General features: G+C 39.5%; 19 protein-coding genes. 14 read left to right on the forward strand and 5 right to left on the reverse strand.

All coding sequences use genetic code 11. The features are described 5' to 3' along the window. Positions 1-854 precede the first annotated feature (854 nt). From UP17_RS11010 to UP17_RS11020, 3 genes are all read left to right on the forward strand, one after another. A complete protein-coding gene (locus UP17_RS11010; protein ID WP_061463048.1) occupies positions 855-1364 on the forward strand; it encodes a DoxX family protein in 510 nt (169 codons plus the stop codon). 308 nt (positions 1365-1672) lie between these two features. Next, complete coding sequence (locus UP17_RS11015) at positions 1673-3184, forward strand: FTR1 family iron permease (protein ID WP_061463049.1); 1512 nt, start codon at positions 1673-1675, stop codon at positions 3182-3184. Continuing rightward, the gene (locus UP17_RS11020; RefSeq protein WP_061463050.1) at positions 3174-3593 is read left to right on the forward strand and encodes a hypothetical protein; all 420 of its coding nucleotides are present in this window, start codon (positions 3174-3176) and stop codon (positions 3591-3593) included. Before UP17_RS11015 ends, UP17_RS11020 begins: the two co-directional genes overlap by 11 nt. A 436-nt stretch (positions 3594-4029) precedes the next feature. Here the strand turns inward: UP17_RS11020 and UP17_RS11025 are convergent, their stop codons facing one another. After that, positions 4030-4938 (reverse strand): LysR family transcriptional regulator, encoded by a 909-nt coding sequence (locus tag UP17_RS11025; RefSeq protein WP_061463051.1) that lies wholly within the window; start codon positions 4936-4938, stop codon positions 4030-4032. 355 nt (positions 4939-5293) lie between these two features. On the opposite strand from UP17_RS11025, the gene UP17_RS11030 reads away from it, so the two are divergent. Both UP17_RS11030 and cysI read left to right on the forward strand, forming a co-directional pair. Further along, the gene (locus tag UP17_RS11030; RefSeq protein ID WP_061463052.1) at positions 5294-7108 is read left to right on the forward strand and encodes an assimilatory sulfite reductase (NADPH) flavoprotein subunit; all 1815 of its coding nucleotides are present in this window, start codon (positions 5294-5296) and stop codon (positions 7106-7108) included. Between the two features lie 26 nt (positions 7109-7134). Continuing rightward, positions 7135-8853 (forward strand): assimilatory sulfite reductase (NADPH) hemoprotein subunit, encoded by a 1719-nt coding sequence (cysI, locus tag UP17_RS11035; protein ID WP_061463053.1) that lies wholly within the window; start codon positions 7135-7137, stop codon positions 8851-8853. Between the two features lie 176 nt (positions 8854-9029). Here the strand turns inward: cysI and UP17_RS11040 are convergent, their stop codons facing one another. From UP17_RS11040 to UP17_RS11050, 3 genes are read right to left on the reverse strand one after another with little or no spacing between them, the layout of a single operon-like run. Continuing rightward, positions 9030-10115 (reverse strand): Ger(x)C family spore germination protein, encoded by a 1086-nt coding sequence (locus UP17_RS11040; RefSeq protein WP_061463054.1) that lies wholly within the window; start codon positions 10113-10115, stop codon positions 9030-9032. After that, complete coding sequence (locus tag UP17_RS11045; RefSeq protein ID WP_061463055.1) at positions 10112-11203, reverse strand: GerAB/ArcD/ProY family transporter; 1092 nt, start codon at positions 11201-11203, stop codon at positions 10112-10114. Before UP17_RS11045 ends, UP17_RS11040 begins: the two co-directional genes overlap by 4 nt. An 18-nt stretch (positions 11204-11221) precedes the next feature. Further along, the gene (locus tag UP17_RS11050) at positions 11222-12736 is read right to left on the reverse strand and encodes a spore germination protein (RefSeq protein ID WP_081108996.1); all 1515 of its coding nucleotides are present in this window, start codon (positions 12734-12736) and stop codon (positions 11222-11224) included. A gap of 302 nt (positions 12737-13038) precedes the next feature. On the opposite strand from UP17_RS11050, the gene UP17_RS11055 reads away from it, so the two are divergent. Together UP17_RS11055 and UP17_RS29525 are read left to right on the forward strand one after the other, a co-directional pair. After that, complete coding sequence (locus tag UP17_RS11055) at positions 13039-13230, forward strand: hypothetical protein (protein WP_061463056.1); 192 nt, start codon at positions 13039-13041, stop codon at positions 13228-13230. A gap of 130 nt (positions 13231-13360) precedes the next feature. Further along, the gene (locus tag UP17_RS29525; protein ID WP_081108794.1) at positions 13361-13594 is read left to right on the forward strand and encodes a Ger(x)C family spore germination C-terminal domain-containing protein; all 234 of its coding nucleotides are present in this window, start codon (positions 13361-13363) and stop codon (positions 13592-13594) included. A 190-nt stretch (positions 13595-13784) separates the two neighbouring features. Here the strand turns inward: UP17_RS29525 and UP17_RS11060 are convergent, their stop codons facing one another. After that, on the reverse strand, positions 13785-15272 hold the full coding sequence (locus UP17_RS11060) for a flavin monoamine oxidase family protein (protein WP_061463057.1): 1488 nt from the start codon (positions 15270-15272) through the stop codon (positions 13785-13787). A gap of 382 nt (positions 15273-15654) precedes the next feature. Here UP17_RS11060 and UP17_RS28745 point away from each other — a divergent pair, with 382 nt between their 5' ends. The 7 genes from UP17_RS28745 (at position 15655) to UP17_RS11090 (ending at position 22367) form a co-directional block, all read left to right on the forward strand. Next, positions 15655-15912, forward strand: a complete 258-nt coding sequence (locus tag UP17_RS28745) for a cytochrome d ubiquinol oxidase subunit II (protein ID WP_284149582.1) — start codon at positions 15655-15657, stop codon at positions 15910-15912. 271 nt (positions 15913-16183) lie between these two features. Further along, the gene (locus tag UP17_RS11065) at positions 16184-16942 is read left to right on the forward strand and encodes a hypothetical protein (protein WP_061463058.1); all 759 of its coding nucleotides are present in this window, start codon (positions 16184-16186) and stop codon (positions 16940-16942) included. A 236-nt stretch (positions 16943-17178) separates the two neighbouring features. Next, the gene (locus UP17_RS11070) at positions 17179-17790 is read left to right on the forward strand and encodes a TetR/AcrR family transcriptional regulator (protein WP_061463059.1); all 612 of its coding nucleotides are present in this window, start codon (positions 17179-17181) and stop codon (positions 17788-17790) included. A gap of 61 nt (positions 17791-17851) precedes the next feature. Continuing rightward, positions 17852-18994 (forward strand): acyl-CoA dehydrogenase, encoded by a 1143-nt coding sequence (locus UP17_RS11075; RefSeq protein WP_061463060.1) that lies wholly within the window; start codon positions 17852-17854, stop codon positions 18992-18994. Positions 18995-19116: 122 nt separating this feature from the next. Beyond that, positions 19117-20754, forward strand: coding sequence for an AMP-binding protein (locus tag UP17_RS11080; protein ID WP_061466066.1), 1638 nt, complete (start codon positions 19117-19119; stop codon positions 20752-20754). Positions 20755-20766: 12 nt separating this feature from the next. Then, positions 20767-22116 (forward strand): acetyl-CoA carboxylase biotin carboxylase subunit, encoded by a 1350-nt coding sequence (locus UP17_RS11085; RefSeq protein ID WP_061463061.1) that lies wholly within the window; start codon positions 20767-20769, stop codon positions 22114-22116. A gap of 38 nt (positions 22117-22154) precedes the next feature. Further along, positions 22155-22367 carry an acetyl-CoA carboxylase biotin carboxyl carrier protein subunit gene (locus tag UP17_RS11090; RefSeq protein ID WP_061463062.1) on the forward strand — a complete coding sequence of 71 codons (213 nt, stop codon included), beginning with the start codon at positions 22155-22157 and terminating at the stop codon, positions 22365-22367. Positions 22368-22379: the final 12 nt, after the last annotated feature.

Raw genomic sequence — 22379 nt, forward strand, 5'->3', positions numbered from 1 at the left:
TTGTGTATTTCCTTGAATTTATTAATGATGCGTAAAAAAATCTCAAAACCCTTCTCATCCAATAAATATTATAATCTAATTGATTAAGAGCAGGCTTACTAATTAAATAGAAAGCTTCTTTAATTTTCATCCTCTTTTTACATGCTTACCTTTTATTCAAAATTCTTTATTCCTCAATTTAAAAAGTATATTTCAACCTCTTAGCGAGAAATTGGGGTGTAAAACATATCCATATGTAACCACTTTACAATTGGTTTCGGTGCATTACTTTATGGTTTCAGCAATGCCGGAAGTCTTGGATAGGTCAGGTATAAAGGTACTAAGTACGTTTGCTGTAGGCATCTTAGCTCTTGCACTCTTTTCATGGAAGTATAAAAAGCTTAGATCCATAAAAAGAGATTGAACAATCTGATAAACTTTATTTAAATGAGTGGGAGAAATTATTCTACAAAAACTTTTCAACTAACGGATGCATTAGTTGCATAAGATATGAGTTATCCAAAGATCTTATGCTTAGAAACTACGGAGTTTTATTTTCCAAAAATGAATCTTCGTGCGATATTTCCGTTTTTTCGTCTAGACCACGATTAGTGCTGTTCAAACTAGCCATCAATCACCGGTTCGCAAAAGTACACATTTGCGAACGGTTTTTAAGAAGGTATGAATAGAAAAAGGGTTTAGAATTAAACATTATTAAGCCATTAATTCTCGGTTATTTACATAGAGGATGTTTTTTAAATTTACTACGGGAGTTTTTTTACAATTCTTTTTAAAAGTGATAATGATATTCGTTTTCAATTGTGTTATTATAATTTTGGAAATTATATTTTTTATTACTTATTGGAGGAAACAACATGTTTATTGATGTTTTAAGACAAAACCAGAAAGTCTCAATACTTTTGGCAGTGTTACGTGTATATCTTGGATATACATGGTTAATGGCTGGATGGGAGAAAATAGCAGGCGGACAGTTTGATGCTTCCGGTTTCTTGAATGGAGCATTAGCACAAGCAACTGGAGAGCATCCGGCGGTCCAGGGATGGTGGGTTGTCTTTCTAGAAAACCTAGCCATTCCTCATGTAGAACTATTTAACACATTTGTACCTTGGGGAGAATTACTAGTCGGAATAGGTTTATTGATAGGTTGCTTTACTAAAACAGCCGTATTCTTTGGCCTTGTTATGAATTTTTCTTATTTGTTTAGTGGTTCGACAAGTACCAACACACAACTAATTTTATTATCTATGTTCATTCTTGTTTCTGCTTTAAATGCAGGAAGATTTGGAGTGGATGGTCTGTTGATGGCATCTCTTAAAGACAAACTATTTGCTAACAAAACGAAAGTGCTGAAAGATGCAGTTTAGTATTTAGATCACTCGAAAGATCGCTGGTAAAGGCGGTCTTTTTTGTCACTGTTCTTAGATTTATGGCCATAAGACGCTAATACAGCTTAAGTTAGGACCAATACAAGTCTTTATCTACGTTCATGTTTCTTGTGTTGATATCCAAATATATCCCTTTTTCAGATAGCTATATTTAATGTAATAATTTGTTATTGACTTAACAGATAAAAAGAATTTATAATCTTAAAGAATTAATAAATGATAATGATTTTCATTTTCGTTTTAGACATTTAATGGCTAATTTATTTCTTTGGGGAAGAGGGAAAATAATGAAAGGTAAAACCAGTCTATACATAATTATTTTGGTAGTTGCAATGATGGCATTCCCGTTTCGTAGTTTTGCAGCAAGTGCAGAAAATGACTTACAAGGTGCAAACAAAAACATTATTGAAGCAATGCATTCTGTACAAAACGGGAAAATGGAAGAGGCTAAAAAACAATACGAATCATTTTCATCTACATGGATGTCGATTGAAAGTGGAGTGAAAGACGAGTCTCAAGATGCCTACCGTGAAATAGAAGACGGGATGGGGCAAGTACAGTTTGCTTTAGCCCAACAACCTGTGAAAAAAAGGAGTCTGGAAAATTCCCTCAACAAATTAAAGCAAACCAATGAAAAGTTCATTGCAGGAAAATTCCCTCATACTGTCCCAAAAACTGAAGATACGGGGGAAAATCAAGGGAATGTAGCCGATTTGATTGTGCTATTAAATCAGTCACTTTCTAAATTGGATCATAATGATGTGAAAGGTGCAAAAGCTGATATTGAGCAGTTTCGTACCTCATGGCTGGATATAGAAAGCGTAGTATTAACACAGTCTTCTAAAATCTATACAAACGCTGAGAGGGACATGGTAACTTCGTATGCAATGCTTACTTCAAAGACCCCCGACGTAAAGGGAGCTAAAAAAACAATTGAAGGAATGCGTGATTATCTTTCTCCGCTTGCATCTAAAACAAGTTACAACATGTTAGATGCTACAACTATCCTTTTGCGTGAAGGTTTAGAAGGTTTACTTGTTGTAGTAGCACTTTTAGGTTTTTTGAAAAAGGCTGGTCATGCAGATAAGAGTAGATGGATTTGGATCGGCGTTGGATCAGGTTTAGGAGTAAGCATTATCTTAGGCGTAATCGTAAACATGTTGTTTTCTGCCGGTGCATTTGGGAGTAATAACTTCTTAATTGCTGGCTGGACCGGAGTCTTTGCTTCAATGATGCTTCTGTACATGAGTTATTGGCTGCACAGTAAATCAAGCACGGCGGAATGGCAACGATACATTCAGACTCAAAGTACAAAGGCCATTGATAAAGGGAGTCTATGGTCGTTAGCTATTCTTTCTTTCCTTGCTGTTTTCCGGGAAGGAACAGAAACCGTGTTATTCTTTATCGGGATGGCTGCATCCATTAAAATATCAACACTTTTAACAGGTATAGCTATTGGATTAGTACTATTGATTGTGCTTTCTTACTTAATATTAAAAGTTGGATTGAAGATCCCAATGCGCCCATTTTTCCTAGTATCCAGTATTCTAATGTTTTACCTATGCTTCAAATTTGCAGGTATGGGCATTCACGGGCTACAACTTGCTGGATTATTACCAGCTACACAAGCTCCAATCCCTACTATAGATTTCTTTGCGATTTATTCAACATGGGAGGGTGTAATTCCACAAATCATTCTACTTATAGTGGCAATAGTCGCAATGATATTGAATAAAAAAAAGGATAAAAAAACAAAATTACAGCAGACAAATCAGGAGGAATCAAAACATGCGATCTAAAAAACTTATTGTACCAATCATCTTAGCAACGTCCTTAACATTAGCAGCGTGCGGAACAAAAGAAGAAACAAAGAAAGAAGCTCCAAAAACGGAAGAAACATCGAATTCAAAAGCAGTTTCAATTGCTGACGGTGCACAAGACATGAAACAAGTACTTGCTGATATGAAAACACAACTTACAGCAAAAGATGCTGCGAAAGTAAAAGATAGTGGAGAGGAATTAGAGGAGAAATGGCAAGTATTTGAGGACTCAGTAAAAGAGAAAAGTCCTGATTTATATGAAAAGGTAGAAACGCCACTTCATACAATTGAAGCTGGAGCAAAGGTTGAACCACTTGATGCAAAAACGCTAGACAAAGCAGCAACAGAGTTAGACGGTGTGTTAACAGAAGTACAAAATTTAAAATAAAATAATGAAAAAGAGTGCTTTATCTATGACTATTATAGATTAAAGCGCTCTTTTTTGTTTTTAATAAAATCTATATAGTAAATCAGTAGCGATCTATATGTATATTACAGCTATTTAGATAATAACATTATCATTTTGTTATGTTAGGAAGCGGATACAGTCCACCTCCGTCTGATCCTCCATTAACCATCTGTTACCACCGGAACTCTCAGTCGCGACTTTAAAACTATCAACCAAACATTTGCATGAAAATCGTTCGGAGCTGAACAAGCAGTATGACAATGCGCACTGCTATTTAGCTGCACATATCCAATTATTTAGCCGGTCATTAAGGACTGTAAATGCAAACAGAGTACACAAGCAACCACTAAAACGATTTCCTTCATAAGGTTCCCCAGCATGTACTTCATTCATAAGACTGTATCTTTCGCTATGATCAAACTATCGGCTTTGCTTTCATTGGCCATTTTTTGTTTAATTCAGTTATAAAAGTTTTAACATTCTTTTTATCTTCCATAATCGGTGAATAAACGTATGAAAGTGTTCTATTAAAGGATTCATTTTTTAATTGAATTATAGAAAGGATTTTATTTTGTACATCCCTTTCAATGACACTTTGGGAAAGGAGAGCCAGCCCTGTGCCGTTTTTTATAAGTGTTTCTTTAATTCCTTGATTGCTGCTTATTGTCAGTATCGATTTAATTTTCAAACCATTAGTGCGTATGACGTGGTTAAGGTACTCACGTGTACCAGATCCAACTTCCCTGGTTACCCATGCTTGGTCATGTAAATCAGTAATCGCCACTTCGTCTTTATAAGCAAGTTCATGACCATTTGAAGAAACAACGAATAGCTCATCTTGCATAAAGGGGTGTACGGAAAGCTCTTTTTCATTAGTTTGACCTTCGATTAAACCAATATCCACTTTGTATAGCCGAACGGCTTGAACGATTTCTTCGGTGTTTCCAATTACAACTTGAAGTTCAAGCTCAGGATAGTCCTTTTGAAGGTCAATGAGTAACGAAGGGAGGATATACTCTCCTATTGTAAAACTTGCCCCTATCTTTAATTCGCCTTTTATGGACTTATCATGTTCCTGAATGTCCTCTCGGGTCTGCTCATAGATTGTGATCATTTGTTTAGCCCGATCGTAAAGAATTTCACCTGTTGAGGTGACTTTTAGGAATTTAGGAGAGCGGAGAAATAGTTTGGTTTGGAACTCTTCTTCTAATTTTTTTATGTGCAAACTAACACTTGGTTGCGACATAAGAAGGATTTCTGCTGTTTTTGTAAAATTCTTGACTTCTACAAGGGTTACAAATGTTTTTAAAGCATCATAGTACATAGGAATTCCTCCTTATTATTAATATTCTTAATAGTTGCAATAAATTATATATATTTTACTAATGATGTACATTCCAGTAAAGTTTAATGAGAAACTTATTTTAGGAAGAGTTCAAGCGGGGCAAGGCTATCGTCCTTTATAACCTTATTTTTTATTTTATTTGTATCGTGGTTTGAAAAAGTGTTCCCTTCCTGTATGAACTGTACTGTACTTTCTGATTTTTTTTGCAGTTAAAACCGACTTGGTCTATAGGAGTAAACGAGTTAATTAAATGGATGGGAATAAATATTAAATCCGCTCGTTGTATATAAGAGTCAATTAAGATAAGTTTATATTCTTTTGTGAGGTGGAAATGGTGCAACTTCAGGTAATGAACAGTCCCTTTAATCATGAACAGGCAGAGCTTCTTAACAGTCTTCTGCCTAGTTTGACAGAAACACAAAAAATTTGGTTGAGCGGTTATCTGACCGCATCTTTATCAGTTTCGAATATTGGAACAGCCGATGCCCCGGTAATGGAGGCTCAAGGCAGCGGGCAGACAGTATCAAAAGATGTTACCATTCTTTATGGTTCACAGACAGGGAATGCTCAAGGGCTGGCGGAAAATGCGGCGAGAAAACTTGAGGGTAATGGCTTTCAGGTTACCATTTCATCCATGAGTGACTTTAAAGTAAACAACTTGAAAAAAGTCAAAAATCTTCTTATTGCCGTAAGCACGCATGGGGAAGGTGATCCGCCGGATAATACGCTTTCCTTCCATGAGTACCTCCATGGCAGAAGGGCACCAAGCCTTGAAGGTCTCCGCTTTTCAGTATTGGCGCTAGGGGACAGCTCGTATGAGTTTTTCTGTGAAACGGGAAAACAATTCGATAAACGCTTGGAGGAACTTGGCGGGACACGACTATTTCCGCGAATGGACTGTGACCTTGATTATGATGAGCCTGCTTGCGAATGGCTGGAAGGAGTCATTTCCAGTTTAAGTGAAGGGCAAGGCAGTACCGTTGCTGCAGTTCCCGTAGCGATACCTTCAGCAGGTGAACACACTTATTCCAGGACAAATCCGTTTAAAGCGGAAGTACTGGAAAATATAAACTTGAACGGCCGTGGCTCTAATAAAGAGACACATCATCTCGAGTTATCACTTGAAGGCTCTGGCCTTACATTCGAACCTGGTGACAGCCTTGGTATTTATCCGAAAAATGATTCGGATTTAGTGGATAAACTTCTTTTGGAACTCAATTTGGACCCTGAAGAAACCGTGAAGGTCAATAAGCAGGGAGAACTTCGTCGGCTAAGGGAATCACTCATCTCCGATTTTGAAATTACGGTTTTAACAAAATCTCTCCTTGAGCGAGCGGCCCAGCTTTCAGGTAACGAGGATTTAAAGGAACTTTTATTACCTGGTAATGAAGAGAGACTGAATGAATATCGTGAAGGCCGTGATTTGCTTGATTTTATCCGTGATTATGGCTCATGGGGTGAATCGGCGCAAGAGTTCGTATCCATACTCCGGAAAATGCCTGCCCGACTATATTCAATTGCGAATAGCTTATCCGCATATCCGGATGAAGTGCATTTGACAATCGGTGCTGTCCGGTATGAAAGTCACGGTCGTCAAAGAAAAGGTGTCTGCTCCATTTTATGTGCGGACCGAATACAGCCCGGGGACATGCTGCCTGTTTACATCCAGCATAACCAGAACTTTAAGCAGCCTAAGAACCCAGACACGCCCATTATCATGGTTGGACCTGGAACGGGCATTGCTCCGTTCAGATCCTTCATCCAGGATCGCGAAGAAACGGAAGCGAACGGGAAAACGTGGCTCTTTTTCGGCGATCAGCATTTCGTGACGGATTTCCTATATCAGACTGAGTGGCAACAGTGGTTGAAAACAGGTGTACTTACGAAAATGGATGTTGCCTTTTCTCGTGATGCGGATGAAAAAGTGTATGTTCAAAACCGGATGCTGGAGCACAGCAGGGAATTATACGAATGGCTTCAACAAGGGGCAGCGGTTTACATTTGCGGCGATGAGAAAAACATGGCACATGACGTCCATAATACGCTAATTGAGATCATAGAAAAAGAAGGTCAGATGAGCCATGCTGCTGCGCAAGCTTATCTTGACGATATGCAACAGACTAAACGTTATCAGCGTGATGTTTACTGAAATTTGGATGAAAAGGAGATAACGACATGGTGAACCCACTATTAAAAGCACCAGAAGGCCTGCCTAGTGATGTTGAGCAAATTAAAGAAAAAAGTGATTATTTGCGAGGAACACTTGGAGAAGTTATGCAGGATCGGATCAGCGCCGGTATTCCAGATGATGACAATCGATTAATGAAACATCACGGCAGCTATTTGCAGGATGACCGGGATTTGCGCAATGAACGTCAAAAACAAAAACTTGAGCCTGCCTATCAGTTCATGTTGCGTGTCCGGATGGCCGGCGGGGTTGCACAGCCTTCTCAATGGCTTGTTATGGATGACCTTGCTCAGAAATACGGTAACGGTACATTGAAATTGACAACAAGACAGACATTTCAAATGCACGGTATTTTAAAATGGAATATGAAAAAAACCATTCAGGAAATTCATGCGTCCATGCTGGATACAATTGCTGCATGCGGAGATGTAAACCGGAATGTAATGTGTAATTCGATTCCATTTCAATCCGAAATCCACTCGGAAGTATATGAATGGTCGAAAAAATTGAGTGATTATTTATTGCCACGTACAAGGGCGTACCATGAAATCTGGCTAGATGAAGAAAAAGTCGTCGGTACACCTGAATTGGAAGAAGTTGAACCAATGTACGGACCGCTTTATTTACCAAGGAAGTTTAAAATAGGCATTGCGGTTCCTCCATCCAATGACATTGATGTTTACTCCCAGGACCTTGGCTTCATAGCAATTGTTGAAAGTGGAAAACTCGTTGGTTTTAATGTGGCGATCGGGGGCGGTATGGGAATGTCCCACGGTGATAAGGCGACATACCCCCAGCTAGCCAAAGTAATTGGATTTTGCCAGCCAGACAAAATAGTGGATGTGGCTGAGAAGATCATTACAATTCAGCGTGATTACGGAAACCGCTCCGTCCGGAAAAATGCACGGTTCAAGTATACGGTTGACAGGCTTGGGCTCGAAGCGGTAAAGGCTGAACTTGAAAATCGGTTAGGATGGAAGCTGGAGGAAGCGAGAACATATCATTTTGATAATAATGGTGACCGCTATGGCTGGGTAAAAGGCATGCAAGGAAAATGGCATTTTACATTATTCGTCGAGGGTGGCCGAATCGCCGATATCAATGATTACAAGCTGATGACCGGTTTGCGCGAAATCGCAAAAATCCATACGGGTGATTTCCGTTTGACCGCCAATCAAAACCTGATCATTGCCGATGTATCAAGTCAGCAAAAGAAAAAGATCATAGAATTGCTTGAAACATACGGTTTGACGGATGGTGCACATCATTCAGCCCTCCGCCGCAGCTCGATCGCATGCGTGGCGCTTCCAACATGCGGATTGGCAATGGCAGAAGCAGAGCGTTATTTGCCGGTTCTGCTTGATAAAATTGAGATCATCGTTGATGAAAACGGACTGCGGAACGAAGAAATCACGATAAGAATGACCGGTTGCCCGAATGGTTGTGCCCGGCATGCACTCGGAGAAATTGGTTTTATAGGTAAAGCACCTGGCAAATATAATATGTATCTCGGTGCAGCATTTGATGGAAGCAGGCTAAGCAAAATGTACCGTGAAAACATCGGTGAAGAAGAGATTTTAAAAGAGTTGCGTGTACTTCTTTCCCGTTATGCGAAAGAACGTCAGCAAGGAGAGCATTTTGGGGATTTTGTCATCAATGCGGGCATTGTTAAAGAAGTGACGGATGGTACGAATTTTCATGATTAATTATAACGAACGAGAGACAGGAATGGATTCCTGTCTCTTTTTAATGGAAATGTTAACGGAAGTCGAGATATAACCTAGCTTTGACTATTTTAGAGATTGAACAGAGTATGGTTACTTACTGGAAGCATAGGAGCCTTAATAAACAGGCAATTGACATCGATAGTATGCCCTCATGATTATTCAGAGACCCCGGTTTGGAGGATGTCAACTTTGGTTTCTACTTTAATGTGCATCATGGGATAGATCTTTCTCCATTGTTCATAGGTCATTTTTTTATTTTTGGCATGATATTTTTCCTTCAAGCCAATCGGGTCAATGTTTTTTTTCTGAAAATCTTTAATAAGACGGTTTGCCTGCCTGTTTAAAGAAGTTTGCATTTCCTTTTCAATTATTTTTATCATCTTTTTATTGGTAAGATTGTCCTTTCGCATTGATTCTTTAATTTGTCCTTTAATTTTGAGCTTTATCGTAATGGACGGATTTCGCTCGGAGTTGGATACCTCATAATTTGAACTGCTTCGAATACTTTCCACGACGATATCACTTTTCTGCTTGTCGTTTAATTTAAACTTGTAAATTCCCCGTTTATGAAATTGAACTAATGTCTTGAAAATGAACATATCATCCGTTCGAACTTTACTGACCATTTTATTTTCATGAAACAAGGCCACTCCTGAAACTGCAACTTCTTTATTAATTATTTTAAATAAAGGAAGAAACGAATCTCCGCCATCTTCCAGGGAGTTTCTTAAAAAAAGATGGAGGTTTGTATCCGGTCCATTCCCTGTTTCAATTTGTTGATTGACTAAGTCAGATAAAAAGATTCCAATATTTACATTCGTATTTGGTGGTTTGGTATTTATGAAATCCTTGACCTTTCCTTCAACGATTGCCAAAAAGACCCTGTTTCCAATTTGAGGTTCACGGTAGAGATAATCGGTCAGTTCTGTCATACCTATTTCATGTACCATTTTCTCGCTAAATAAAAAGATGCGTGTCTGTCCTAGCATCACCGGCTTATCCGATTTTTTGGATACGATGGCCTGAACATCACTCGTTGTCGTCGATGTTCCAGTTAAGATTTGATACATACCCATCTTGTCCTGTTGGAAGATAGGGATGACGAACATTCCTTCGATTATTTTATCCTTTCGTATATCGTAGCCAATGGCTTGGGCCATATTTACTTCATCAACCACTTTTGGCTGGGCACAGCTGCAAAGGAGGGAAAAAGCCAAGATGACAAGAAAGAATTTTCTCATAAACTTTTCCTCCTTTTCTTTATATAAATGATGACCAAAAGAAGAGGCAAATATAATCCAAGGAAGAGCACGGCGTATGGATTGATTATTTTATTCAATATATATAGGGAATCTTCATCAAAAACAAATATATTGGTGAGCAGGATAATAATGGACATCGCCCATAATGGATACTTTTGCTGAACATTGAATATGCGCTTGATACCCCTGCTGGCAGCCCACAAGTAGATGGTCATGTTGGGTATGATAAAAATGGCCCACCAAGAAATTTCTATATATTCAAATCGCTGAATAAAGGGCAATTCGACAATGCTGGTCATTGTAAGTGTCGGCCATATAGTCAGTTCCAACTGTTTTTGTGAATAAAAAATCAGTGAAACTAAATAAATCAATACGGTTAATAGGGTTGTTACTATGGCACCTCCATGAGCATATTTTTGTGAAGTTTTAGCATCTTTAATGAACGGATAAAACATCAGGATCATTTCAAAACCAAGAAAAGTTAAGGAAGTACTTCTGGTTCCCTTCAGTATATCCAATAGATTGTGGTCGAATATAGGGAGCAAATTGGTGAATTCAGAGTATTTCATGGCATAGAATAGGACAAAGAAAATCCAGTAAGTCAAAATGACGCTTAAAAAGGCAATTCCTGTAATTGTACGGAAGCCTCCCGTATTTATATAATAAATCAGAAGCAATAAAACCACTGTAAACGCCCAAGAAGCTACCTCTGCAAACATCCATACATGTATGACATTTATATAGCTGATAATCATATCCATCCCAAGGATCAAAAAGTAAAGAATGAATAATAGACTGAAAAAATTCCCAATCCATTTTCCGAATGCATGATTATTGGCAGAAATGATATCACCTGGGACGATACTTAATATTTTATATATGATCCAGATCAATATATGAATGATCAGTCCGGCAAGTAGTATCGAAATCCAGCCATCCGTTCCCGCCGACTTTGCTAAAACTCTTTGAAAACTTAAAACGCCTACTCCCATTTGCATGGAATGCACTAAAAAAAACACATAGAACGGTGATACCTTATACTTTTCATTAACTTCTACTTGGTTCATATAGGACCCTCATTTAAATCATTCATTAAAATCATTTTTTTTGATTTTCGCTTTTTTTGGCGTTGGCTGTCTGGACATATCATCAGGATGTAAATTTTCAGGTCTGGATTTAAAAAGATTATAAGGAAGCCGAACAAAGCTATCTTTCCAATCTTGGATGCGAAATGGATATATGGGTTCAAGGTACGGGTGTCCCATTGACGTTAATTTGATAAGGTGGGTAACCAAAAACACGGCCGTTATGATAATGCCAAGTCCCCCCCAAATTTGGGCCCCCACTAAAAAGGGGAAGCGCAGTAACCGAATGGCATTCCCCATTTTATAAATAGGAGTAACAAATGATGCCAATGCCGAGAGGGCAACAATGATTAATAAGATATTACTGGTCAGACCAGCTACAACTGCCGCTTGACCGATAACGATACCGCCGACGATACCTAATGTCTGACCTACCTTAGTTGGCAGCCTGGCTGCTGCTTCACGTAATAACTCAATGGAAATCTCTAAGAATAACGCTTCGATCAAAGGCTGAAAAGGTATTAAGTTCCTTGAAGAGACGATCGTTTCCAACAAATCTATAGGAATCAGTTCATAATGATAGGTCAGCACGGCTACATAAATGGGAGTTGCAAATATGGAAAAAGCGACCGCGAATATCCTTAATAAACGGAAAGCAGATGCCGGAATCCAAGGCATATCATAATCTTCCATGGTGACAAAGTATTCCAACAATATGGTTGGAGTAATAAGTACAGAGGATGACCTATCGATTAACAAGGCTACTTTACCTTCAGCCAATGCACTTGCGATGCGATCAGGCCTTTCCGTATTTAGAAAAAGGGGAAATAAGGTATTTGAATTATCATATAGCATTTGCGCGAGATGTGACCCGTCCAATATTTCATCAAACTCTACGTCATTGATCCTTTGTATAACATTATCAACACTTTCCTGATTAACGATCCCTTCTATCGATAACACTGCCACTTTCGTTTTAGACAAGGACCCTACAGTCATTTCACTTACTTGCAACCCAGGGATAGGCAGCCTTTTTCTGACTAGATTCAGATTAATATCAATATCCTCGACAAAAGCTTCTTGAGCACTTATGATTCCAAATTCAAGTTCAGGTTTATTAACTTGCCTGTCTCGTTGGGCCGCAGCATTGATTAATAGGCATTCATCAAGATTTCCATCTAAACGAATGGCAATTTGGCCTCTCATGATCCTTTCTTCGATTACAACCTTGGTACTGGTGATAAGTGTATTTTCAATAGGAACGTTCTCTTTAATTTGCTCCAAATTTATCGTTTCCAGAGTTGGTATGACAGAAAGAACACTTTCGTGAAGTACCTGTGCATCAATTAAAGAGCGATAAAACGATACCCAATAGCCGACGCCATTATATGTTCCTTGATGGTTTATGAAATCATTGGATGAAGAAAGGGAATTGAATAGGTCCCTTACATCCGAAGCTTTATATAATTCGTCATTTTTAACAGAATGTTGAATGGTTTTTTTTTTGAACTTTATACGGTTAAACAATGCTGTCACCTCTAAACTAAAGCTTATTATCCTAGCATTTGCAATTTAATTACATATTAACCATTTTAGTTTGGGATTCATTAAAAAAACCTTTGTTTTAAAAGCTATCAACATTTCCATATCGATTATTGTTTTAGTTCCGCTAGTTTTTTTCTAGCCAAATCCCTAATAATACAACCGATATTTTTAAAATGGGAGATTTTGCAGGGATATGTATTTCCCTTTATATTGATTGGCTTGCCAATTTTTACATTCGTAATCGTTCAAGTGAATAGGAGTAGGGGAAGTGGATGAAAAGATTATGGTTGATCTTGCTTTTCCCTATGCTTGCAGGCTGTTGGGATAGTGAAAATATTGAAGATTTATCCCATGTAATGGGGGTGGGAATCGCTAAAAGTAAAAACAATGATGAAATCATGTTAACACAACAAATCCTGGTGCCTCCAAGAAGTGTTTTTGAAAAGAGAATCAAATCAAATTAAAATCAAGATACTTTGCTCATAACCAATCATCAAAGTATCCTTCATTTAAAGATGTATGAAGGAAATACCCGATGGAAGCTATCGTTAATCAGTCAATACGCGATAACAATATGAAACCTATTTAAAAGAGATTGAGAGTATTGCCGAGGCTGAAGTTGAGAAGGATGTCGAGAAAATCGTAGACAAATTACAACATGAATATAAAACAGGGGTAGCTGGATTATTTCTGTATGTGGAAAATCAGCATCCGAAGTTTTGGGAGAAACATAAGCAGAAATGGGATGAAATTTTCAGTAAAGCTGATATTAATTATCAAGTTGACATAAGGATTATAGACTTTGGTTCAAAAGGAGGGGTGAAGTGAATTGTCAGGGGTAAAGGCTAACATTCCATAAATGGACAGGCAATTCATAAGAATGAAAAACCTTCCAAATGGTAAGGCTTCAGTTTGTAGACAAAAGGGTTTCGGGATGTTATCATTCCGAAACCCTTTGATTTTTTATTGGATGGGAAGGTTTTTTTGTCAAGGCTCATCAAAGAAAAAGTCCCATCATTTAAAAAGGCTTATCGAAAGTTCTTGGAAGATTCGTCACTTCATGTGCAACCCTGATGCCGGATTGAATGGCTCCTTCAATCCAAGCAGGTACTGTTGATGTATGCTCTCCAGCGAAGTGGACCCTTCCTTCAGGAGTTGGGATGTATGGAAACAAGTCCGTTTCCTGACCAGGTTTAAACATGGAGAAAGCTCCGTATGCGTACTGATTCCGGGTCCAGCTAAAAGAAGCTCCTGATAAAAAATGATCGTATACTTGTTTTCCATGGACCCTTTCCAAATTTTTTAATGCGTTTTGTATACGATCTTTTTCCGGGAGGATATCCCATAAAGTGGCATCATCCTCCCATGTATAACTTGCTAAAATGATACCAGATTCACTTGGGTTTACCGTTTGGTAGGGGTAATAAGAAAATCTAATGGGTAGATCGGTCATCAATTTACCTCCGAATATTCCTTCCCTTTCCCAAAATCTATTTCCGAACTGAAGTCCGATTTTTGTTGAAGCAGGATAATGGAGTTCCCTTATTGCCTTCCACTTATTATGGGAAAAGGAATTGCGGGGTTCAATATCCATAAATGACAACAATTGAAGAGGTATTGTCACGATGGCAAGATCACCGGTAACGGTTAAGGGTCTATCGCTTTGAGTGTGTTTAGAATGGATGGTTACTCGATTATCATGTTGAACAAGTTTTGTCACTTCATATCTGAAATTTAGATTTTCCTTCAATTCGGGTACAAAAGCATAAGGAAGCCGGTCGTTTCCCCCCTCGATTGCATAAAAAACGATGTTTGGGTCAAGGAGTGGCAAAAACTCTCGAAGAATGGCAGTAAAGGAAAGTTCAGGTAAACCTTCTAAACCCATTAGGACTTTAATGCTTTCAATTGCACCGGTTGATAGGCTCATCCCTACTGGATTGTACTGTAAAAAGAAGCTCAAGGAGTATTTATCAAATTCTTTAATAACTATTTCCCAATTTCTAATTGGGTTTTGAATGATGAAATCAGTCACTGGTTTAATGGCCATGTTGAATAATTCTTCAGCTGTTTTACCTCTTTCATGGGGAGCTACTGGGTACTTCAGTATATCCGGGTTCCGTTGATATATGGCAGCGGTCGTTTTGATTCCATTGGCATAAATGGGATCATTAGGAGTCGCGTTCACAAAAGGGATGATTCGTAAACCGTACTTCTTGATGTATTCAGCAACTAAGTAATGATAATTCGGAATGCGCATGGCACCTGCTTCAAGGTAGGAACCATCCGAAAATGGCTCCCGTATGGTCAAAACACGCCCCCCGACCCTCCCGGTTGCTTCCAATATCGTTACATCGTGTCCGGCTTTTTTTAAGAGGGATGCTGCAACTAACCCAGACATGCCGGCACCAATGATAATGATTTTTTTCGGTATTTTGGATGGTCCCAGTCCATTTCTGATGAAAGCCAGCTTTTGATCGGTTGAAAGCGGATCTTTGTAAAGGGACAAAGTGTTGTTCTCCTCTCGGGTTCACTTTCCTATATCGGATTTACGCTATCATATTCCTATTGGTTCACCATTTATGATGGGTCTTCAATAATTTGTCTTGTAAGTATCCAAAATTAACAGTTAAAAAGCTTTCTTTAAATCTGATAATCTTGGAGTTATGCCTCCTTTGAAGACGGGCCATTTCACCATTTTTTAATGCCTTATATATCCCAAAAATAACCTCGTCAGAATATTGAAAAAATCATTCAACCAATAACCATCATTAAGTAACTTTCGGATTTTCTATAAAACCCATGAAAACTTAGTTCGTGGAATATTATTAAATATTTTCCTTTACAACGGAGATACTACCAAGATACAAAGGCTAGAAAGGAAGACTTACATTAAAAAGGAAGAAACCAATGCTTCGAAGATAGCGAATAGCTATGTATCACCAACTTGGGAGGTAACTAATACTTTTGTCGTTGGTCTTGTTATCGCTATTTGCAGTTTATTTCCAGGTGCAGTATTCCCGATTGGGGAAGCCTTGATCGTTCCCGCAAGCCTAATCTTGGTCCTATTATGTATTATGAGTGCATTCTTGGTCTTCTCGCACAGCGTAGACAAAAATGAAAATTTTTCTAAGCGGGGTAGGTTATAGGGTGCCGCGCTGCGCCGTTATAGCGATTATCATTCAGTATTTAATCGGCAGTTATGTTTATGGAACCGCCATTTACCCTGTATTATTTATCCAAATGTCACAATCCTTACCGACCCGACCTCATTCCGTGCCGTGTTTGCCACATATATAGTGGGCTTTGCGATATTGTTGCCAGGTTATTTCTGGTCCATCTTCATGAAAGATCAGCGCCGAAAGTTAAAACGGAGACAAATGTCAAACTAGTTCATCTTGGAAAAGAGAGGTTATCACTATGAAAATGTTAGATCTGCTAAAATATACGGTTTTAGTCATCTCACTTTTTTTGAGCTATCAAGCGGTTGAAGCACATGATAAAAATTTTCAGGTCGATGGCACCTATATTTCAGCAAAAAGAGATGTAACAGGAGACCAGAAAATAGACATCATCCAGGTACAGGGGCTGCCATATGAGAAAGGAAGCAAATTTCTGAAGAAAATTGAATTGAGTGTTGATAGCAATCGCAGTACAATTAGCGTTCCGCTTGAAGCAGGGTATAATCCAGACCTCAAGGTTACGGACTTGAATGATGATGGTATCCAGGATGTACTGGTCACGGTTTTGATGGAAGGTGGAGAGCGATTGATAACCAGTTATGCCTATACGTTCAAGGATGGAAAAGCGAAGGAACTGGAAATCCCTCCACCCGTTCCTGTAATGGCCCAATTTCTTGACGGATACAAAGCGGAAATCATTATAGAAGGTCAAAAGCCTGTGGTGATAGATGTCAGTTCCAGAAAACAAGCTTATGATGAAATGGGCATTTATCTAAATGGAAAACTAAATGAACCGACAGAGCTTTTGGTTGATCCATATTCATCACTGGACCTTAAGACCGTTTTGGGAAAAGGAAAGGGGCTTATAGGGATCCAACATGTGAAAGGTTCCGATGAACGCGATCCGATATTGGAGATTAAATCGGTATGGAAGTATAACAATGGATGGCAGCTTGTAAAAGCCCAAGTTAAACCTGTCAAGGGAAGTAATAAATAGTGAATGTTATTATGGGATAGTATTGAATTTGACATAGTTCAGGCATATCTTAGTTAAATAAAGCAGGTTGACAGCTCTTGGTCATGAGGGCTGTTTTTTGTTTATATTTAAAATTGACAATTTTTAAATATTTGGTAAAATCTAAATAAATCCAGTTTATACATAATCAAACTTTCTTGCTGGGTTAAATGTAAGCGGATACAAGGGGGTGCAGACTTACGGAGTTAAAAGAAAAAATAATCGAAACATCGTTGACACTCTTCGAACAGCATGGTTTTCATGGTGTCTCCGTTAACGAAATCGTCAAGGCATGCGGAACTAGCAAGGGTGGATTTTATCACCATTTTTCGTCCAAAGATGAGCTTTTATTTGTCATTCATGATTACTTTATTTCATATGTTTTAACTAAAGCACAGGAAGCCATTTCAGCAAGTACCCATCCAACAGAAAAAATGCAAAAGATCATTCAATCTTTCGTTAAAGTTTTTGACCTCTATAAACCACACATCTCAGTTTTCTATCAAGAAAGCATTTACTTAAAACCACCTTATGTAGAAGCAATCAAAAAAAAACGTCAAATATATAAAGAAATTATTTTTTCCGTCATCAAAGAAGGCATTGACAAGGGAGTGTTCCGCAGCGAATTACCGGTTGAAATTACCGGGATGTCGATTCTGGGCATGGTGAACTGGTCCTACAAATGGTACAAAAGGGACGGCGGAAAAACCATAGATGAAATTGGTGATATTTACGTAGATTTAATTCTGCAGGCACTATTGACGGATAAACAAAAAGAAGAGGAAATAACCCGGCCATTTTTACTGAAAAACCAATTGGTTGTGGATTAAACAGTAAAACCTGAATTGTACAGACCAACTAGTCGGTCTTAATAGAAAGGGGAATGAACAAATGGATTTCTCACTTACGAAAGAACAACAGATGATTAAGGAAATGGTTAGGGAATTTGCTGAAAAGGAAATTAAACCAATTGCCATAGAATTGGATGCAAAGTCCATGTTTGCGGAGGATGCATTCAAAAAAATGGGGAAACTCGGGTTGCTTGGAATTCCGTTCCCTGAAGAATATGGCGGCTCGGGTGGAGATACGATTTCGTATGCCATTGCAGTTGAAGAGGTTGGCAAGGCATGCGGAGGAACCGGTTTAAGCTATGCAGCAGCCGTTTCACTTGGGGCAAGTCCAATTTACTATTTTGGAACCGAAGAACAGAAGCAAAAATATCTGGTTCCAATCACGACCGGTGAAACTTTGGCAGCTTTCGGGTTGACAGAGCCTAATGCGGGTTCGGATGCTGGCGGTACGAAAACAACTGCCGTATTAGAAGGTGATGAATATGTGATTAACGGCGAGAAAACATGGATAACAAATGCCAGCTATTCAAGAACCATCACCGTTACCGCTGTATCGGGCAAAGATTCCAGGGGCAAGAACATCATCTCCGCATTCATCGTGCCAACGGATACCCCTGGGCTTACGATCAATAGCAATTATGAAAAAATGGGAGTTCGGGCTTCCAATACGTGTGAAATCATTCTTGAAAATGTACGTGTACCAAAGCAGAATTTATTGGGAGATCCAGACAAAGGGTTCAAACAATTTTTATTCACGCTGGATGGCGGAAGGATTTCAATTGCAGCTTTGGCTGTAGGCATTGCACAGGCAGCCTTTGATAAGGCTCTAGCTTTTTCAAAAGAGCGCATTCAATTTGGTAAATCCATTTCAAGTTTTCAGGCGATTCAATTCAAGCTTGCAGATATGGCAATGGAAATTGAATTGGCAAGGAACATGGTCTATAAGGCGGCATGGTTAAAAGACAATAAAAAACCTTTTGCAAAGGAAGCGGCTTACGCCAAGCTTTTTGCAAGTGAGACCGCGTTCAGGGCCAGCAATCAAGCGATTCAAATACATGGCGGTTCTGGATACATGCGTGAATATGAAGTGGAGCGCTATTTAAGAGATGCTAAGTTATTGGAAATCGGGGAAGGCACATCCGAAATTCAAAGGATCGTAATCGCCAGACAATTAGGCTGTTAATCTTTTCGGAACGAAAATGAACAATGATGCTTTGGTTCAATCAGATGTGAAGCAGATATTATCCATACAGCAAAAAGCGTTCATTCTTACTTTTATTTGATAGGAGGAGTTTGATGTCCGATTTGCTAGATGTTACTATCGGAAAACTGCTTGAAAAGAAAGCTGAACAATATGGTGATAATGAAGCGGTGGTTTACCATGAACTTGGCCTTCGTCATTCGTATCGCGAATTTGAAAAGATTTGCCGAAAGGCGGCCCGGGGGTTCATGGCACTCGATATTAAAAAAGGGGAACATATCGCCATTTGGGCGTCCAATAAACCAGAATGGCTTATATCCCAATTTTCGACAGCGAAAATGGGCGGGGTGCTGGTAACGGTCAATACCAATTACCGTACAAGTGAACTGGAATACCTGCTTAAGCAATCGGATTCGACGACGATAATCCTGATGGAACAATATAAGGATCATTCCTATATAGATACGTTGTATGAAATTGTACCTGAATTGAAAAATGCCGAACCAGGAAAATTACAATCTGAGAAACTGCCAAAATTGAAAAATATCATCGTTTTGGGTGAAACGCGTTATCCTGGCACGTTTTCGTGGGATGAAGTCATTAGCGGGAGCGAATCCGTTTCGGAAGAGTTGCTGGACCTGAGGATGGGGGAATTGTCTTCCAGTGATGTGATTAATATGCAATATACATCTGGAACGACAGGATTTCCAAAAGGAGTGATGTTGACGCATTCAAACTTGGTCAACAACGGCTTGAATGTTGCGGAATGCATGAAGCTTACAAAGGATGACCGGCTTTGCATCCCCGTTCCGTTTTTTCATTGTTTCGGCTGTTCCCTTGGTACGATGGCCTCCGTTACTGTAGGGGCAACGATGGTGCCTATTGTGGAATTTAATCCACGTGTAGTCCTACAGACCGTTGAAGCAGAAAAATGTACGGGGCTCCACGGTGTACCTACGATGTTCATCGCCGAACTTAATCTCGATGACTTCGACCAGTATGATTTACGTTCGTTACGGACTGGAATCATGGCAGGCTCCACGTGCCCGATCGAAGTCATGAAAAGCGTGGTGAATAAGATGGGGATCTCTGAAATTACGATTACTTATGGTCAAACGGAATCATCTCCAGGAATTACGATGACAAGAACGGACGACCCAATCGAACTTCGTGTTTCCTCAGTGGGAAGAGCATTGCCGAAAGTGGAAGTGAAAATTCTCGATCCGGCTACTGGAGCAGAGGTCCCACGGGGCAAACAGGGGGAACTCTGTTCAAGAGGATACCATGTAATGAAGGGGTATTATAATAACCCGGAAGCAACTGAACAGGCGATTGACCGGGAAGGCTGGCTACATACGGGAGATTTAGCGGTGATGGACGAGAATGGTTATTGCATGATAACAGGCAGGTTGAAAGATATGATCATTCGCGGGGGGGAAAATATTTATCCTCGTGAGATAGAAGAATTCCTCTATCAACATCCTGCAATTGTCGATGTCCAGGTACTCGGTGTCCCAGATCGGAAGTATGGGGAAGAGGTAGCGGCATGGATCATTTTGAAACCGGGAGAAAACCTGACGGAGAAAGAACTGACAGAATATTGCAAAGGGAAGATATCATTTCATAAAATTCCCCGTTACATTCAATTTACCGATGCATATCCAATGACTGCATCCGGAAAGATCCAAAAGTATAAGCTTCGGCAACAAACTCTTGACCTACTATCTGAACGCACTAAATAAGGAGGATACCGAATGATTCGAAAAATTCTTATCGCAAATAGAGGAGAAATAGCATCACGTATTATTCGTACATGCAAGAAGTTGGGAATACTTACTGTCGCCGTCCATTCGGAAGCAGATTCGGATTCGCCATTTGTGAAATTGGCAGATGAGGCATATTTATTGGGGGGCCCGAGAGTACAGGAAAGCTATTTAAACGTCAATAAGATTTTGGAAATCGCTAAAGAAACCGGAGTGGAAGCCATTCATCCTGGTTACGGATTTCTTAGTGAAAATGCAGATTTCGCACGTTCATGCGAAGAAGCAGGCTTGATATTCATTGGTCCCAAACCAGAGGTCATCCAGCAGATGGGCAATAAAGTCGAAGCACGGAAAAAGATGGAGCAAGCGGGCCTTCCATTGGTGCCAGGATTTTCAAGTCCATTAATAGATAGTGCAGAAGCGGCAGCCGTTGCCGAAAGGATTGGATATCCAGTCATGTTAAAAGCAGCAGCAGGCGGCGGGGGAATCGGCATGCAGGCCGTTGCTAATGAAGAGGAACTTTACAAAGCCTTCGAAGGGAATCAAAAACGTGCTCAATTGTTTTTTGGCAATGGAGATATGTTCATAGAAAAATTGATTGAGAAGCCTCGTCATATCGAAATTCAGGTATTGGCGGATTCCTTTGGGAATGCTGTTTACTTATGGGAAAGGGAATGCTCCGTTCAAAGGCGCCACCAGAAGGTCGTGGAAGAGGCTCCCTCTTCTTTCCTTGACGAAGAAACAAGAAACAGGATGGGAATGGCTGCTGTGAAAGCGGTAAAATCCATTGGTTATAGCAATGCAGGCACCCTCGAATTTTTAGTTGATGCGGATAAAAATTTTTATTTCCTGGAAATGAATACACGCCTACAAGTTGAGCATCCTGTCACCGAAGAAATTACGGGACTGGATTTAGTCGAACAGCAAATAAAAGTCGCGTCAGGCAACAAACTGGAATTCACTCAAGCAGAGATTAAAAAGGATGGACATTCCATTGAAGTGCGAATATATGCTGAAGATCCGAAAACCTTCTTTCCAGCACCGGGGAGAATCACCAGCATGGAACTTCCGGAAGGTGAAGGGATCCGTCATGAATTGGCGGTTCATGGAACTTCCGTCGTATCCCATTTTTATGATCCGATGATCGCCAAATTGGTAGTGAGCGGCGATTCGAGGAATAAAACGATCAAGAGATTAATAGAAGCGCTGGCAAACTATAAAATAGAAGGAATTAAAACAAACCTTCCTTTGCTGATGGAAATAATTTCTCATGAAGCTTTTTCCCAAGGAGATACGACTACGGATTTCATTGCGAAATATATTAAAAAATTGACTGTATAACGCATATTTTAAAACATAATGATCAGGAGGAATGTAAGATGGCAGATTTAAAGGCAAGCATGGCAGGAAGCGTTTGGAAAATCGTAGCGAACGAGGGGCAAAGTGTTACCGACGGACAGGACATCATTATCTTGGAATCCATGAAAATGGAAATCCCCATTGCAGCTGAGGAAGCTGGCACCATCAAAGAACTTAAAGTGAATGAAGGGGATTTTGTAAATGAAGGCGACATATTGGCCGTCATTGAATAAAGGGACGGAGGG

Source organism: Peribacillus simplex, from assembly GCF_001578185.1.
Classification (GTDB): domain Bacteria; phylum Bacillota; class Bacilli; order Bacillales; family DSM-1321; genus Peribacillus; species Peribacillus simplex_A.

Bases quoted from the DNA above. Each gene is read 5' to 3' on its own strand.
- UP17_RS11075 (WP_061463060.1), top strand. From the start codon at position 17,852: ATGGATTTCTCACTTACGAAAGAACAACAGATGATTAAGGAAATGGTT.
- UP17_RS11045 (WP_061463055.1), bottom strand. From the start codon at position 11,203: ATGAACCAAGTAGAAGTTAATGAAAAGTATAAGGTATCACCGTTCTAT.
- UP17_RS11020 (WP_061463050.1), top strand. From the start codon at position 3,174: ATGCGATCTAAAAAACTTATTGTACCAATCATCTTAGCAACGTCCTTA.
- UP17_RS11055 (WP_061463056.1), top strand. From the start codon at position 13,039: ATGAAAAGATTATGGTTGATCTTGCTTTTCCCTATGCTTGCAGGCTGT.
- UP17_RS11065 (WP_061463058.1), top strand. From the start codon at position 16,184: ATGAAAATGTTAGATCTGCTAAAATATACGGTTTTAGTCATCTCACTT.
- UP17_RS11090 (WP_061463062.1), top strand. From the start codon at position 22,155: ATGGCAGATTTAAAGGCAAGCATGGCAGGAAGCGTTTGGAAAATCGTA.
- UP17_RS11015 (WP_061463049.1), top strand. From the start codon at position 1,673: ATGAAAGGTAAAACCAGTCTATACATAATTATTTTGGTAGTTGCAATG.
- UP17_RS11025 (WP_061463051.1), bottom strand. From the start codon at position 4,938: ATGTACTATGATGCTTTAAAAACATTTGTAACCCTTGTAGAAGTCAAG.
- UP17_RS11010 (WP_061463048.1), top strand. From the start codon at position 855: ATGTTTATTGATGTTTTAAGACAAAACCAGAAAGTCTCAATACTTTTG.
- UP17_RS11085 (WP_061463061.1), top strand. From the start codon at position 20,767: ATGATTCGAAAAATTCTTATCGCAAATAGAGGAGAAATAGCATCACGT.
- cysI (WP_061463053.1), top strand. From the start codon at position 7,135: ATGGTGAACCCACTATTAAAAGCACCAGAAGGCCTGCCTAGTGATGTT.
- UP17_RS11040 (WP_061463054.1), bottom strand. From the start codon at position 10,115: ATGAGAAAATTCTTTCTTGTCATCTTGGCTTTTTCCCTCCTTTGCAGC.